This is a genomic window from Terriglobus saanensis SP1PR4 (assembly GCF_000179915.2).
GTDB lineage: Bacteria > Acidobacteriota > Terriglobia > Terriglobales > Acidobacteriaceae > Terriglobus > Terriglobus saanensis.
Map to the genome: position 1 here is coordinate 2,583,437 of NC_014963.1, position 14,300 is coordinate 2,597,736.

Annotated in this window: 15 protein-coding genes; 9 read left to right on the forward strand and 6 right to left on the reverse strand. The window is 56.3% G+C overall.

Annotation, left to right across the window (positions count from 1 at the left end; translation table 11 throughout):
- Positions 1-205: 205 nt before the first annotated feature.
- Positions 206-2,077, reverse strand: a complete 1,872-nt coding sequence (htpG, locus tag ACIPR4_RS10650) for a molecular chaperone HtpG (protein WP_013568673.1) — start codon at positions 2,075-2,077, stop codon at positions 206-208.
- Between the two features lie 68 nt (positions 2,078-2,145).
- Between htpG and hrpB the strand changes: the two genes are divergently transcribed.
- Together hrpB and ACIPR4_RS10660 are read left to right on the forward strand one after the other, a co-directional pair.
- Entirely contained in the window at positions 2,146-4,506 is a 2,361-nt protein-coding gene (gene hrpB, locus ACIPR4_RS10655; protein ID WP_245536306.1) for an ATP-dependent helicase HrpB, read from the forward strand.
- 72 nt (positions 4,507-4,578) lie between these two features.
- Positions 4,579-4,902: a hypothetical protein gene (locus ACIPR4_RS10660; RefSeq protein ID WP_013568675.1), complete on the forward strand. Its 324-nt coding sequence runs from the start codon at positions 4,579-4,581 to the stop codon at positions 4,900-4,902.
- 154 nt (positions 4,903-5,056) lie between these two features.
- Here ACIPR4_RS10660 and ACIPR4_RS10665 read toward each other — a convergent pair whose 3' ends face one another.
- From ACIPR4_RS10665 to ACIPR4_RS10675, 3 genes are read right to left on the reverse strand one after another with little or no spacing between them, the layout of a single operon-like run.
- Entirely contained in the window at positions 5,057-5,470 is a 414-nt protein-coding gene (locus ACIPR4_RS10665) for a hypothetical protein (protein ID WP_187290159.1), read from the reverse strand.
- A gap of 17 nt (positions 5,471-5,487) precedes the next feature.
- Positions 5,488-6,612: an ATP-grasp domain-containing protein gene (locus ACIPR4_RS10670; protein ID WP_013568677.1), complete on the reverse strand. Its 1,125-nt coding sequence runs from the start codon at positions 6,610-6,612 to the stop codon at positions 5,488-5,490.
- A 56-nt stretch (positions 6,613-6,668) separates the two neighbouring features.
- Positions 6,669-7,382 carry an esterase family protein gene (locus ACIPR4_RS10675; RefSeq protein WP_013568678.1) on the reverse strand — a complete coding sequence of 238 codons (714 nt, stop codon included), beginning with the start codon at positions 7,380-7,382 and terminating at the stop codon, positions 6,669-6,671.
- A 66-nt stretch (positions 7,383-7,448) separates the two neighbouring features.
- On the opposite strand from ACIPR4_RS10675, the gene ACIPR4_RS10680 reads away from it, so the two are divergent.
- From ACIPR4_RS10680 to rimM, 4 genes are all read left to right on the forward strand, one after another.
- Positions 7,449-8,306: an alpha/beta hydrolase gene (locus tag ACIPR4_RS10680; RefSeq protein ID WP_013568679.1), complete on the forward strand. Its 858-nt coding sequence runs from the start codon at positions 7,449-7,451 to the stop codon at positions 8,304-8,306.
- Positions 8,307-8,492: 186 nt separating this feature from the next.
- Positions 8,493-8,753, forward strand: coding sequence for a 30S ribosomal protein S16 (gene rpsP, locus ACIPR4_RS10685; protein WP_013568680.1), 261 nt, complete (start codon positions 8,493-8,495; stop codon positions 8,751-8,753).
- A gap of 253 nt (positions 8,754-9,006) precedes the next feature.
- Entirely contained in the window at positions 9,007-9,273 is a 267-nt protein-coding gene (locus ACIPR4_RS10690; protein WP_013568681.1) for a KH domain-containing protein, read from the forward strand.
- 61 nt (positions 9,274-9,334) lie between these two features.
- On the forward strand, positions 9,335-9,901 hold the full coding sequence (rimM, locus tag ACIPR4_RS10695) for a ribosome maturation factor RimM (protein WP_013568682.1): 567 nt from the start codon (positions 9,335-9,337) through the stop codon (positions 9,899-9,901).
- A 4-nt stretch (positions 9,902-9,905) separates the two neighbouring features.
- Here the strand turns inward: rimM and ACIPR4_RS10700 are convergent, their stop codons facing one another.
- On the reverse strand, positions 9,906-10,757 hold the full coding sequence (locus ACIPR4_RS10700) for a hypothetical protein (protein ID WP_013568683.1): 852 nt from the start codon (positions 10,755-10,757) through the stop codon (positions 9,906-9,908).
- A gap of 123 nt (positions 10,758-10,880) precedes the next feature.
- On the opposite strand from ACIPR4_RS10700, the gene trmD reads away from it, so the two are divergent.
- The 3 genes from trmD (at position 10,881) to rplS (ending at position 13,154) form a co-directional block, all read left to right on the forward strand.
- Complete coding sequence (gene trmD, locus ACIPR4_RS10705) at positions 10,881-11,687, forward strand: tRNA (guanosine(37)-N1)-methyltransferase TrmD (RefSeq protein WP_013568684.1); 807 nt, start codon at positions 10,881-10,883, stop codon at positions 11,685-11,687.
- Positions 11,688-11,764: 77 nt separating this feature from the next.
- A complete protein-coding gene (locus tag ACIPR4_RS10710) occupies positions 11,765-12,712 on the forward strand; it encodes an NADP-dependent oxidoreductase (RefSeq protein ID WP_013568685.1) in 948 nt (315 codons plus the stop codon).
- Between the two features lie 85 nt (positions 12,713-12,797).
- Positions 12,798-13,154, forward strand: coding sequence for a 50S ribosomal protein L19 (rplS, locus tag ACIPR4_RS10715; protein WP_013568686.1), 357 nt, complete (start codon positions 12,798-12,800; stop codon positions 13,152-13,154).
- Positions 13,155-13,221: 67 nt separating this feature from the next.
- Here the strand turns inward: rplS and ACIPR4_RS10720 are convergent, their stop codons facing one another.
- A complete protein-coding gene (locus ACIPR4_RS10720) occupies positions 13,222-14,250 on the reverse strand; it encodes a hypothetical protein (protein WP_013568687.1) in 1,029 nt (342 codons plus the stop codon).
- Between the last annotated feature and the right edge of the window lie 50 nt (positions 14,251-14,300).

A 14,300-nucleotide genomic window follows, 5' to 3' on the forward strand; every position in this document is an offset into this window, starting at 1 on the left:
GTGATTCCCAGCTCATAGAAAACAACACCGAAGGCGGAAGATTATTCGCAAAGCACCGGAAGTGGCAAGATTAATGTGCCATTTAAACCCGTCTGGCGATCCATTGCCTGCTGCCATTCCACGGTTGTCCTTGCAACCTCGTTCCCACGATCATGCTGTGAGAACGAGGTTGTCTAGAGTTAGCCACCCCAGAATTCAGCAGACTTTAGATCGACAGGCTCAAAATGCGATTGAGACGCTGCACGAAGATGGCGGGGTCTTGCAGCGGCACGCCTTCCATAAGGAGCGCCTGGTCAAAGAGCATCCATGCGGCATCTTCGGTGACGGCGCCATCGGAGTGCGCAAGCAGCTTCTTCACGATCTCGTGATCGGGGTTGATCTCGAGCGTAGGTTTGGTGGCGGGGAACTCCTTCTGTCCCATCGCACGCATCATCTGCTGCATCTGCATGGAGGGCTCCTCTTCGTCGGAGACGATGCAGGAAGGGCTATCTGCAAGCCGCACAGAGACCCGAACATCCTTGACACGGTCTCCCAGGGTGGTTTTCAGTTTGTCGAGTAAAGGCTTCAGTGCTTCGACATTCGTTGTCTCTGCCTCGGCATCGTCCTTCAAATCTTCACTCGTCGAAGCCTTGTTGACCGCCTTAATATCGAGGTCGCCGTACTTGTCGACCCCGGAGAAGACGATCTCATCGATCTCATCATCGAGAATCAGGACCTCGAAATCCTTCTTCCTGTAGATCTCCAGAAGAGGCGATTTGCTCAACAGAGATTCAGCGCCGCCCGTGATGTAGTAGATGGCCTTCTGGCCCTCCTTCATGCGTGACTTCACTTCGGCGAGACTCGTAAGACCATCTGCCTTGGTGGACTTAAAGCGCACCAGGTCTAGGAGCGTTTCGCGATTGGCGTAGTCGCCATACAGACCTTCTTTGAGGGGACGGTTGTACTCCTTGATAAAGGCCAGATACTTCTCAGGATCGTTTGCTGCGATGCTCTTCAGTTCGGAAAGAATCTTTTTGACGCTTGCAGTGCGAATACTCGTAAGGACACGATTTTGTTGCAGAATCTCCCGGCTGACGTTGAGCGGAAGGTCTTCGCTGTCGATAATGCCACGCACGAAGCGCAGGTATTGCGGCAGCAGCTCTTTGGCGTCGTCCATGATGAAGACACGCTTGACGTACAGCTTGACGCCTACCTTGTACTCCGCCTGATAGAGGTCCAGAGGGGCCTTTGAAGGAATGTAAAACAGCGTGGTGTAGTCGAGGGTCCCTTCCGCCCTGGTGTGAAACCAGAAGAGCGGATCCTGCGAATCACCGGAGATGGATTTGTACAGTTCCTTGTAATCCTCTTCCGTGAGTTCATTCTTGGGGCGACGCCAGAGAGCGCTGGCCACGTTGACCTGCTCGGTCGTGCGCGTCTTTTCCGACTTCTTCTCTGGTTCGTTCCATGAACTCTTGTCGTAAGTGAGGAAGATTGGGAAGGCAATGTGGTTGGAGTACTTCTTCACCACCTCCTGCAAGCGCCAGCTGTTCGCGTACTGTTTGCCCTCTTCATTGAAGTGAAGAAGGATCGTGGTTCCGGCTACGGCACGCTCCGCAGGCTCAATCTCAAAGCCAGTCTTGCCATCGCTTACCCAGCGCCACGCCTGCTCTTCGCCTGCCTTGCGGGAGACGACCTCGATCTTATCGGCAACCATGAAGGCGCTATAGAAGCCGACGCCAAACTGGCCGATAAGATTCGAATCCTTCTTCGCATCTCCGGAGAGCTGCGCAAGGAAATTCTTCGTCCCGGAACGGGCGATGGTACCCAGATGAGAGACCAGGTCCTCTTCGTTCATGCCGATGCCTGTGTCGGAGATCGTAAGGGTGCCGTTCTCTTCATCGAGTTCCAGGTCAATCCGCGGGTTGAAAAGAAGCGCTTTATAGACGTCATCTGTCAGCGTGAGATGGCGCAGCTTATCGAGCGCATCGGAAGAGTTCGAGATCAATTCGCGCAGGAAGATCTCAGGGTGCGAATAGAGAGAGTGGATGATCAGTTGGAGCAGTTGACTGACTTCGGTCTGGAATTCACGTTTCGACATAACCCATTATAAAAACAGAATGGGGCGCCGCGTTGACTGCGACGAAGTGCCGTGTTCCGATTGTCCTAGTGAGTCGAAAGCCCATTCTTCCGGTGGATGCGATTCTGCCGGAGATTTCTGCCTCCTTGCAGCGGACGCCCAACCTTGTCCTCGAAGCTCCCCCGGGAGCCGGAAAGACCACCCGCGTTCCACCGGCCCTCCTCGATCTCGTCTCCGGCGAAGTCCTCGTGCTCGAACCCAGACGGATCGCCGCTCGTCTGGCGGCACGAAGAGTTGCATGGGAACTAGGTGAAGAAGTTGGCGGCTTAGTCGGCTACCAGGTGCGTTTTGAAGAAAAGATCGGGCCGCGCACACGTCTGCGGTTTATGACGGAAGGCATTCTGACGCGGCGGCTCCTGAGCGATCCCACGCTGAAGGGGGTGGATGCGGTCGTTCTCGACGAATTTCACGAACGCCACCTGGATAGCGATCTGGCGCTGGCGCTTTTGAAGCATCTCCAGCGTGCACGACCGGAAATTCGCATCGTCGTAATGTCAGCTACGCTCGATGCGGCGCCGATTGCTCGATACCTGGGAGACTGCCCTGTTCTTCGGTCCGAAGGAAGGCTCTTTGCACTGTCAATCAGAAATATGCCGTACTCGTCCGATTCCCTTTCGATTCAGGTAAGACGCGCGCTCGAATTGCTGAACAAAGAGCACCACACCGGCAACATTCTCGCCTTCCTGCCTGGATCCGCCGAGATCCGGCGGACCATGCGCGAATGCGAAGGCGTTGTGCGCCAGACCGGTTTACTCGTCCTTCCGCTGCATGGAGACCTGTCGCCTGCAGAGCAGGATCGCGCGGTGTTGCCTACGACTGAAAGAAAGCTGATCGTAGCCACGAACGTTGCGGAAAGCTCCGTCACTGTTGAAGGTGTGACGGCCGTCATCGACAGCGGTCTGGCTCGCTTCGCGATGTACTCCCCTTGGACCGGCATGCCTACGCTGCAGATCGGGCGCGTCAGCAAAGCCTCCGCAACACAAAGAGCCGGACGAGCCGGACGCACCGGTCCCGGTCAGGTCCTCCGGCTTTATCCCGAAGAAGACTATTTTCTGCGACCCGAACACGACGCCCCCGAGATTGCGCGCGCCGATCTTTCGCAGCTCTTGCTCAACCTCCGCGCCATGAAGATCGCCCATATCGGCGACCTCGATTGGCTGGATGCGCCACCTGCGGATGCGGTGCAGAGTGCTGAACTCCTACTCGATCGAATCGGTGCGACAGGCGGTGTGGAGCAACGCATGGTGCGATATCCCCTGCCTCCTCGCCTGGCGCGCATCCTCGTGGAAGCTTTGAACCGCGGCGTTGGAGAAGATGGATGCCGTGCCGCGGCGTTGCTTGGCCTGGGAGAACGCAGCACCAAGAACGATCTGCTGGAAACAATGGACCTGCCACAGGAGCATCGCGCCCGGCAGCATACGGAACAGCTCCTCAGGATGGCGCGCCCCCCGAAACAAATTGGCGAAGATGACGAGGCGCTTCTGCTCAGCGTTCTGTCTGGCTTTCCGGATCGCGTCGCCCGTCGGCGGACGGGCAATCAGATTATGCTTTCCACGGGGGTCTCCGCCGAGGTGGCGGGCGAGCGTCCGCACTCTGAGTTCATGGTCGCGCTCGACGCGGAGAATCGCAAAGAGAACCCTCTGCCACTCGTCCGAATGACGGCGCGGATCGAGCCGGAGTGGCTACTTGACCTCTTCCCCGATCGCGTCGAAGAGAGGTCAAGCGTGGTCTGGAATCGAACAGGAGAGCGCGTCGAAAGAGTCAGCGCCCTGCTTTACGACAAGCTTGTGATTCAGGAGTCCCGAGGCGCTGCCTCCGAGATCGAAGCTGCCAACTTGCTCGCAGAAAAGGCGCTGGAGGTTGGGATCGATCGTTTCGTAGAGAAAGAGATTCTGGAGTCTTTCCTCTCGCGGCTGGCCTTCGCAGGAATCGCATCACCGGATATTCCGCAGGCGCTGCGTGAGCTCTGCCTGGGTCTTCAGAGTTTTGGCGAACTTAGAGAAGCGGCAAAAAATCTCATGCCCCTTCTTCAGCAGAAGTTAGACGGCAGACTTCTCGACGAGATCGCTCCTCTGAGCATTCGTCTCAAGACAGGAAAACCGACGAAGGTGCATTATGAACAGGGAAAATCGCCCTGGATCTCGTCGCGTCTCCAGGATTTTTTCGGCATGCGGGACACCCCGCGGATCGGGCCGGACCAAACACCACTTGTCGTCCATCTGCTGGCGCCAAACAATCGAGCGGTGCAAACAACCGCGGATCTTGCGGGTTTTTGGGAACGCCTTTATCCCAAAGTACGACGGGAATTAATGCAACGCTATCCAAAGCATGCATGGCCGGAGAGTCCCGGGCCGAAGAAAGATAAAATTCGGACGAACGTAGAATTATAAGCAGTTTGATCGGGAATAGACGTACGCCCCCAGGTGTTATGTATGCGGTTGCATAACCGAGGAGCCGTTTCCATGAACACCGACACCAAACCCAAAATCCATCTGGTTCAGGCAAGGCCATCTGAGCCATTACGCGGCAGAAAGTCTCTCGAGCCAACAGGACGGAACAAAGCACTCGAGTTGGTACTGAGCGCAGCCAGCACCGGGACACTGCTCTTCCTGGCTTTAACCTTTCTGACGCTTCTGTTTTCACTGCTTCCTCATAGCGTGTTCAGCGCGACGATCCAGCAGGAGCAGCGCTTCGCGACGAGAGTCATCGAACGTAACCGCACCTCCAATGCTCACTTCGGCTATGTGGAAGTTCCAATCAGGACCGAGAGGTCGAGAAATAATTAGGGCGATCAGGCGTGTGAAGTGCAGCTCAATCGGAGATGATCCGCTAAATGCCATAGCCGCTCCTGCGCGGTTGGATATTCCCTCGGCGCATGGAATGCTAATAAGATCCGACGCCTCAGGCACTTTTATTTAGAGATTCAGAACAGCGATAGACCTACTTATTGACCCCGTCATACCACCGCCGTCCACGGACAAATAAAACCAACTCCCCGGATCGTCGACGAACCAACGGAGCGCCACACCCGTTCTCCGCAGAGATCCCAATATCCATCATTGTCCGCAAGCTATACGCCAAGGGAGGCGTCACCGGCTTGCGGCAATCGATGGACTCCAGTGGAACAACAAAGATGCGGACCGCCGGAGACAACGGAGGCGGAAGGACCGCGACTCCGTTGTCATCCGTACGCAGCACGATCGGACGTCCGTCCATCTCGTCGTACCAGAGGTTTACATCTTCGTGCACCACCGCACTTCCATTGCGCCCATCCACAACACGAAGCACGAGAGGCTTCGGTGCGTCCTGCGCCAATGCGATGCACGCCGTCAAAGAAAAAGAGACGACTGCCATGCAAATCGTGCGAAGCATTACGACCCCGACCGCGGAGGTGTTGGCTTCGCAACTCGTGTTGGAGCTTTTTTACCGGGCACCCTTGCGGCACTCTTCTTCCCTGTTGTCTTTGCAGCCACCGTCTTTGTAGCGGCCTTCACGGCTGCCTTGGCAACCGCCTTCTTGGCTGGCGGCTTTGGAACCGGTGTAACGGTTACAGACAGAGCACTCTGCCCACTCAGAAAAGCCGACCATCGCATCTCTGGCAGCGCACGCCCGGGAGTTTGGGCTTTTTCTATCGCAAGCTTCGCCACGGCATTCACGATCCAGTCAAAGCTTTCGCGGCCGATCGAATGCAGATCAGCATCCGGAGCGGGGTTCATGAAGTCGATCGCATACGGCACACCGTCCTGCACAGCAAACTCCACCGTGTTCAGGTCATACCCTAACGCCTGGCAGAGCGTGAGCGCGTCACGTTCAATGCGCACAAGGAGTTCAGGATCGTATGTGTGCAGCTCCATGACGTATCGTTCCGCCTCTGGACGCTTCGGATCGTAAGGCATGATCCTGACTTCCCTCTGCCCCACGACATAACAGCGGAAGTACTCCTTGAAGTTCACCTCTGCCTGCAATGTCATGCAGAGATCGCGCGATCGGTCATAAGCCGCAAAGAACTCTTCGCGGTTATGAACATGCGAAACATCGCGCCAGCCGCCACCGTTGTGCGGTTTTAGAAACGCTGGGAATCCGACGTACTCAAAGCTCTTCTCCCAGTCGTAGGGATAAGCCACATTGCGGAAGCTGCGGTCATTCGTATCCGGCGGCATCACTTTGCTGGGCAGGATCACCGTGCGGGGGACGGCAACACCCAGCTTCGTCGCCAAAGCGTAGTTGAAGAACTTGTCGTCCGCGCTCCACCAGAAAGGATTATTGATAATCTGCGTCCCGCTAAGGGCCGCATTCTTGAGATAGGAACGGTAGAACGGAATGTCATGCGAGATGCGATCGACGATTACGTCATACCCACTCGGCTCTGCCATCTTCACGACATCGATCGTTACAAACTCTGCGGAGATCCCGTCGTATCCGAAGGAGTTGATCTTCTCCACGAGAGCTCCGGGAAAGGTGTTCTCCATACCAAACATCACGCCAATCTTCTTCATTGATTCTCCCAATTGCGAGGGACCGCACGAAGCACCACACTTGGCGCGGTCAGTTTCTAAAGATAGGCCGCGAGCATCTTCTGCCACCACGGCCAGTCATGGCCAGCACCGTCCTGCCACACATCCAGTTGCACGGGAATCCCTTTTCGTCTCAGAAGGGCCGCGAATTTTTCATTCTCGTCCCAACACATATCCTGTACACCCGTCGCCAGAATGTAGCTGTTGTGCCTGTACTTATCGAGATACCACGGGTCGCTCATGTTCGGCAGAAAGTGCGTCGGCAGATTCAGATAACAATCTTCGTCATAGTACCCACGCAAAAACCGGCCAATGTCGAACGCTCCCCCCATGCTCAACATCGCCGTAAAGGTCTCCGGATGCCTCAACGCAATGTTCGCCGCGTGATACCCGCCAAAGCTGCATCCCGCTGCAGCAAGATGAGGACTGAGGTTCTTCGACCGGATGACCGGCAGCACTTCGTCGAGAATGTACCGCTCAAATTGAAGTTGGCGTGCGATACGCCAGCGGCCAGGAACGTCTTCCGGCGCATACCAGCTCTCGCTGTCTACAGAGTCCACGCAAAAGAGCTGCGCCTGTCCGCGCTTGATCTGAGCGGAGACCGCATGCACCATCCCCCGGTCTTCAAACTCATAAAAACGCCCGCAGGAGGTAGGAAAGACCACGACCGGAACTCCGGCGTGCCCGAAGACCAGCATCTCCATCTCCCGGTCCAGCGCACCGGATTTCCACTTATGATATTCCCGGTTCATCGTGGCTTCACCTCCGGAGCTGACCTTTGCGGTCTGGTACGCTTGGATGCAATCCTACCGCAGAGGATGAACGCGAATCCGATTTTGACCCAGCCACGCGAACTCGATCTCACGCAAAGAAACGACCTGGACCATAATTCGCGTTATCGCATCCATCATGACTGGTCTTCGCCCTACCTGGAACATGCGCGCGACGTAACCGTTTATCTCCCAGAGATCTACGATGCCGAACCTGAGCGCAGCTTCCCCGTTCTCTACATGCACGATGGGCAAAATCTCTTCGACGGCCGCCTTTCCTACGTACCGGGATCTACCTGGCGCGCGGGAGCGACCCTTGATACCTGTATTGCCGAAGGTCTCGTGGAGCCGCTGATTCTAGTGGGCATCGCGAACGCCGGAAGCGCCCGCATGTCCGAGTACACCCCCGTCCCGGATCCGAAACTCGGCGGCGGTGGTGGTCCGCTTTATGCCAAAGCCATCGTCGAAGACCTGATTCCGTGGATGGGCAGTGAGTACCGCCTCGCAAACGAGCGGGAAGAAACCGGTATTGCGGGATCGTCCCTGGGAGGCCTGATCTCACTCTGGATGGGATTCGAATATCCCGAGATCTTCGGCAAGGTCGGCGCTCTGTCACCCTCTCTCTGGTGGAACGGTCGCAGCCTGCTCTCCGACGCAGGCAAGCTGGCCCTGACCTCCAGGCCAAGGATATGGCTCGACATGGGTCTTGAGGAGGGCGCGTTGCATCTTCGAAATACCGATCTGCTGGCGCGGACGCTGACCCAAAGGGGCTGGGTTTCGGGTAGAGACCTTCACTATCAGCGGGTCTGGCAGGGAACCCATAGCGAAGCCTCCTGGGCGAGCCGGTTTGCAGAGGTCCTTAGTTTCCTTCATCCCGCCCCCAAACCCTCTAGAAATAGCCGCTAAAGCTGGCAGTTTCGGTAGAACTTGGGTGGAAAATAGCCCTTTTTGTTGCACTTTGACCGGATTTGGGCGATACTTGAACGGTTAGGGATGAGATGTAGTTTGTGCCGCGCCAGAACAGCCGGTGTGTGCTTCCTCTCCCCAAATTTACCCAAGATTTCGATTTCGAGAGGAACTGACCCTGTGTTAATGATTCGCCTCGCGCGCTTTGGAGCCCGCAAGCAGCCCTACTACCGCATTGTTGTGATCGAGAAGGATCGCGCCCGCAACGGACGCTCCATCGAAGTGGTTGGAACCTACAATCCCCGCACCGAGCCCGCCACCGTCGGTCTGAAGCACGACCGCATCGAGTACTGGGTCGCTAACGGCGCACAGCTCTCCGATATCGTCGCGAAGCTCGTGAAAGCAACACCGAAAACGGAAGCGGTAACTGAAACCGCCGCAGCCTAAGCTCTTCTGTAAATCTTTAAGGTCACCCTAAAAAGGTTACCAAGCCACGCGGTCGATACCCTCTTGGGTTACTTCGGTCGCGTGGTTTTCCGTTTAACCTGCCTCTCTTTTGGTTTCTTTTCGGATAGACTTCTGCTTAGGTTCATGCATTTCCGCGCTAAAAAAGAACAAAATGGCCGGAGACTTGTGCCCATGATCGATTCTCTTTCTCCCAGAGGTAAATCTTTTGACTGCCGAATCAACACAGGAAAATATGGGCTCAGTATCCGGTCTTCAGGCGCTCATCACCGAAATCGCACGCGCACTGGTCGATAAGGCGGATGCGGTAGAAGTGCGCGCCATCGAAGAAAACGGAAGCGTCGTTTTCAGGCTTTCCGTAGCTCCGGAAGACATCGGTAAAGTCATCGGTAAACAAGGACGAACCGCGCGCTCTTTGCGCACCATCCTTGGAGCCGCCAGCATGAAGTCCCACTCCAGAGTGACGCTGGATATTGTGGAGGACTCCTCTTCCGCCTCGTAGCGACAAAGGAGTTTGTCCCTTTGCGAGACAGCAACGGCCCTACTCCTTTAACCTTACGGCTATGAGCGAAGAGCAGAACTGGATTGTGATCGCGCACCTTCTCCGTCCCCAGGGACGCAAGGGAGAAGTGCTTGCAGAACTGTTGACCGATTTCCCGGACCGGTTTACCGAACGACGGTCTGTCTTCCTTCTCAAGGAAGGGTCCTCGCCCAGGGCCGCCACCGTGGTGGACCACTGGATGCCCATGGGAAAGAATGCGGGACGCGTCGTGCTTCATTTTGAAGGATCGAACTCCATCGATGATGCAGAGAAGCTGGCTGGATTTGAAGTAGGAATTCCCGAGGCCGACCGTGTCCCTCTCGAAGAGGGCGACTTTTACGTAAGCGATCTGGTCGGTTGCGAAATTATTGAACAAGAACACGTCATTGGCATCGTGCGCGACGTTCACTTCCCCGCGGATGCCAACGGGGTACGCCATCCGGAGGCTGTTCCCATTCTGGTGGTAGAGCGCCCCGATGGAGACGAACTTCTGATCCCCCTGGCCAAAGCTTTTCTCACGAAGCCCGACGTCGCAAACAAGCGGATCGAGATGACTTTGCCCGACGGACTATTGGAAATCAACGGCTAGACATTTAACGCGAAGGAATGCCCATACCTCCGAATCGATAGGCGAAGCCGATGGAGACAACGGGAATGATGGGAACCTTGTCGAGGTTGTCCTGCCAGGTAGCACGTTCCTGGTTAATGTTGGTCTGTGCATCGGCTTCTGTCTCCAGATTGCCGCAGATATTGTGTTCATCGCAGGCATAACCGCTGAAGTTGAGAACGAACTTCGGCTTTCCGGTAAAGACCGCACCAAATTCGAGCGGGATTGCGAAGCGCGAGGAGTGAAGCAGATTGCTCCAACCCATCGTCAACATGGGAGAGAAGTTGCTTCCGAAGTGAAAGCTGGCGTCGCCCGTAATTGGTGCGGTTACGCTGCTGGTGTAGGTGTCGTTGCCCAGGTCAATCTTCTGTCCTGGAGCGATGAAAGCACGTGCGCTCGCGTGGATGCCGTTGTAGACCATGACGCCGGGACTAATACGAAAGCGTCCGCCAAAGGGAGATACATCGACCTGAAACGTAGCCGACGTTTCATCAAGCCGTGCCGTAAAAGGGACATCATTCGAGGTGAAGTTGCCGCTGAATGCGATGCCATGCGCCCCTGCCCTTATCCCGACGTAGCGTCCGATGGGGGTAGAGATCTCAAGCCCGGCACCAAGCGTGCCAGCAGTCAGGGCAATGGCGCTATGAGGAGCGTTGACCATAGGGCGCGTCGGCTGGATCGTCGCGCTGTAAACACTCGAGGAGCCGGAGGAACTTTCGGTCTCAGGAGTGGAAGAACTTGAAGTGTTGGCTAACGATCTAGCAGGCGCGGTCTGAGCCGCCGCCGCAGCTGAGATTCCCAGAACAATCAGAGAACAAATGAGAAAACGATGCTTCACGTGGTCGTCCCCTATCGCTTACATCTCTGAAGGTAAGGAGAAGTCCGTTACCGAGGAATACCACGTTCGCGCCACGGGACTGACCCTCCTCGATTCTGGGCCTATGATCTGCGACCATAGGCCATGCTTCGTTTTGACATGATTACGATCTTCCCGAGCTTCTTCGACTCAATACATGCGGTCGGCGTTGTGGGGCGAGGCTTGTCGGCGGGCGTTGCAGAGGTGCAGAGCCACGACCTCAGACAGTGGACCAGCGACCGCCACCGCACCGTAGATGACCGCCCCTTCGGTGGTGGTGAAGGCATGGTGATGAAGCCTGAACCAATCTTTGCAGCAGTGGAGTCGCTGGGCGTTGCGGAGAAGTCTGTTCGCGATCCCGCCAAAGAGACCGTCATCCTTCTTTCGGCGCAGGGAACGCCGTTCACGCAAGAGGTAGCGCGGGAGCTCGCCACCTTGGAGCGCATTGTCTTCATCTGCGGTCGCTATGAGGGAGTCGACGAGCGCGTTTCGCAGATGCTGTGCGATCGGGAGCTCTCGATCGGCGACTATGTTTTAAGTGGGGGAGAACTGGGTGCTGCCGTGATTCTCGATGCCGTCGTGCGGCTGCTCCCAGGTGTGCTCGGGAATTCAGATTCGGCGCGATTTGAGAGCTTTGGTCGTGAAGACCATGCTCTTCCGCTCGCCAATGCAGATGCTCCCAAGGCTGTTCACGGAAGTGGAGGCCTGCTCGACTATCCGCACTACACACGGCCCGTCGAATTTCGCGGAAACACGGTGCCTGAGGTGCTTGCCGGCGGAGATCACGCGGCCATCCGGCGCTGGAGGCGTCAACAGGCCCTTCTGAAGACGAAGCAAAACCGGCCTGAGCTTCTGGAAAAAGCAGAACTGGGCGCGGAAGATCTTCGTCTGCTGCACGACGATTCTGAGTAAAATTTCTGCTGGCTTCAGCTAGACTGCATCCCATATTCCCTTCCGGGCTCATCTGAAACTGGAGTCACAAGTTCGTCATGAAAGCAATGCAGGTCAACAGCCCAGCCTCTGATCCAACGCTCTTCCCTGTTGAAGTGCCTCAACCCATCCCCGGTGACGGTGAAGTTCTGATTCGCGTTTACGCTGCGGGTGTGACACCGACGGAGCTTCTCTGGTATCCAACGTCGCACACACGCACCGGAGAACCACGGGTCGGTGCCATACCGGGACATGAATTTTCTGGCGCAATTTCCGCTTTTGGGAAGGACGTTCAAGCGTTCCACGTGGAACAACCAGTCTTTGGCATGAACGACTGGTTCTCCGAGGGAGCGACAGCGGAATTCTGCCTTACCCGGCCGGAGAACATCACGGCAAAACCGGCAAGTCTCACACATGAATCCGCGGCGACCGTTCCTATCGGAGCCCTGACGGCGTGGCAGGGATTGTTTGAGCGTGCCAAACTGCAACCGGGAGAGCGAGTTCTGGTTCAGGGCGGAGCAGGAGCCGTAGGTCTGTTCGTGGTTCAGCTTGCACATCTTCACGGTGCTTACGTGATTGCGACGGCGTCTCAGCACAGCATCGAATTCCTACAGCAGCTCGGCGCAGACGAGGTCTTCGACTATCAAGGTGCGCCGTTCGAAGACAAACTGGAGAAGGTCGATGTCGTCTTCGACTGCGTCGGTGGAGAGACCCTCGAACGGTCCTGGGGCGTCCTCAAACCCAGCGGACGCCTGGTCACGATTGCCGCCCAGAGCGAGGGGAGAGAGGACCAACGCGTCAAAGATGCTTTCTTTATCGTTGAGCCCAATAGCAAGCAGTTAGCCATGATCGCAGAGTGGATTGAGGAGAAGAAACTCGAGACCTTCGTCGGCGCGATCGTGCCACTAAAGCTGGCCTCAGACGCCTATCGCGGCGCGATCAAGAGCAACGGCGGTCATGGAAAGATCGTCGTTTCCGTTATCCCGGTGAGTGGCACCACAAACTGAACCAGAAATGATGCAGGTTCTGATGCGCTACCAGTCTTTTTTGTGTAAACTAGGAATTCGAGTTCACGAAGGAAAAGTGCGTCTTATGTCGATTCATCCGATCATGCAGAAACTTGCTGCCAAGTTGCAGCGTACCGATCTTCCCGATTTCAAAGCAGGCGATACGATTCGCGTGCAGGTGAAGATCAAGGAAGGCGAGAAGGAGCGCTTGCAGGCGTTTGAGGGGATGGTCATTGCCCTCTCTCACGGACCCCAGGCCAGCTTCACCGTTCGCAAGATGAGCTTCGGCCAGGGTGTCGAGCGCATCTTCCCATTCAATTCCAAAGTGGTCGACAAGATTGAGAAGGTTCGGTCGTACGAAGTACGACGCTCCAAGCTCTTCTACCTCCGTGGTCTGCGCGGCAAAGCCGCCCGTCTGCGCGAAGTTGCTCGCTCGGTTTAGTCCCCTTCTCTCTCCACAAAATAAAAACGCCAGCGCAAGCCGGCGTTTTCGCGTTCACCTCCAGGATCTATTTTGGTGAGGGCACAAGTGCCGCCGGCTGGACGGGCGTTGGTACAGCGTCAGAGGCCGACATTGGACAAGCGGGGGGCGTCATCATCACATCGTTGATCTTGACGGGGATCGTATGCTGACCGGAAAGCACCTTCTGGCACGGAAGCACGATCTGTTTTGCTTCAAGTCCCGGCGGCAGAGCGGGAGCCTTCGCAGCAAGCTTCTGCTGTTGCTCTGACATGGGCCGAGCCCCAGGCCAGTTGTAGGGGGCGTGCGCGATTGAGCCGTAACCAAGCGTAGGATATTTTGCTGGATACACATAAGCTGGATCCGAAGCTACCCAAACTGATTGCGACTTCTTGTCCACCAGTGGCTTCTCACTGGCAATCTGGATCGTATGGCCATCGGACGTGGTGACAGTAAGCGTACTGCCGCTCAGCGCATTCTTTTCTTCAACGGAACCGGGGAAGATCTGGTTGGAGATGATGACCGTTCCCAGGCCGGGCGTCGAAACATAGAGATACTTCATCTCCGTGATGTCGTAGTTCAGGCGGGCTTTGCCCGTCCATCCATCCACGGTAAGCGTCCCGTTTTCAATCTTCATCCCCACCTTCTTACGGTTGAGAATGGCCTTCCGCTTCTTGATGCAGGCCTTGTCCTTCTTGGAGCATGGCTGGAGTTTGATGGGATTGCCATCGGCGTCGAGCGTCGGAGCGACAATATCCTCCCCTTGCAGCTTCAGGTATGTCTTGTCGGCCTCGGCATCCTTCCGGTCTCTTTCGGCCTGCTTTTCCTTTTTGCGACGTTCCTTCTCTTCTGATTTGGTCAGGAGCTTGAGCGCAGGCTTTACCGGTGTCTCTTCCGTGGCTGGGAGTGGATTAGCCTGGGTGGGAGCAGTAGGATCGGGCGTGGCAGCAGGAGCTGCAGTCGTGCTTGCTGGGAATTCGGGGATCGCGGCCTTTGGAGGAGCTGCCTCCTGGGCGATCAGCAGCGTGGAAGCAGTGAAGATCGAAATTGCAACCAGACGATAGAGCGGTATAGGCATAAACGTTCTCCAGAGACCGCAAAACGAACTTAGTGAGGGACGACTCAGGA

Bases quoted from the DNA above. Each gene is read 5' to 3' on its own strand.
- htpG (WP_013568673.1), bottom strand. From the start codon at position 2,077: ATGTCGAAACGTGAATTCCAGACCGAAGTCAGTCAACTGCTCCAACTG.
- ACIPR4_RS10660 (WP_013568675.1), top strand. From the start codon at position 4,579: ATGAACACCGACACCAAACCCAAAATCCATCTGGTTCAGGCAAGGCCA.
- ACIPR4_RS10665 (WP_187290159.1), bottom strand. From the start codon at position 5,470: ATGGCAGTCGTCTCTTTTTCTTTGACGGCGTGCATCGCATTGGCGCAG.
- ACIPR4_RS10670 (WP_013568677.1), bottom strand. From the start codon at position 6,612: ATGAAGAAGATTGGCGTGATGTTTGGTATGGAGAACACCTTTCCCGGA.
- ACIPR4_RS10675 (WP_013568678.1), bottom strand. From the start codon at position 7,382: ATGAACCGGGAATATCATAAGTGGAAATCCGGTGCGCTGGACCGGGAG.
- ACIPR4_RS10680 (WP_013568679.1), top strand. From the start codon at position 7,449: ATGAACGCGAATCCGATTTTGACCCAGCCACGCGAACTCGATCTCACG.
- rpsP (WP_013568680.1), top strand. From the start codon at position 8,493: ATGATTCGCCTCGCGCGCTTTGGAGCCCGCAAGCAGCCCTACTACCGC.
- ACIPR4_RS10690 (WP_013568681.1), top strand. From the start codon at position 9,007: ATGGGCTCAGTATCCGGTCTTCAGGCGCTCATCACCGAAATCGCACGC.
- rimM (WP_013568682.1), top strand. From the start codon at position 9,335: ATGAGCGAAGAGCAGAACTGGATTGTGATCGCGCACCTTCTCCGTCCC.
- trmD (WP_013568684.1), top strand. From the start codon at position 10,881: ATGCTTCGTTTTGACATGATTACGATCTTCCCGAGCTTCTTCGACTCA.
- ACIPR4_RS10710 (WP_013568685.1), top strand. From the start codon at position 11,765: ATGAAAGCAATGCAGGTCAACAGCCCAGCCTCTGATCCAACGCTCTTC.
- rplS (WP_013568686.1), top strand. From the start codon at position 12,798: ATGTCGATTCATCCGATCATGCAGAAACTTGCTGCCAAGTTGCAGCGT.
- ACIPR4_RS10720 (WP_013568687.1), bottom strand. From the start codon at position 14,250: ATGCCTATACCGCTCTATCGTCTGGTTGCAATTTCGATCTTCACTGCT.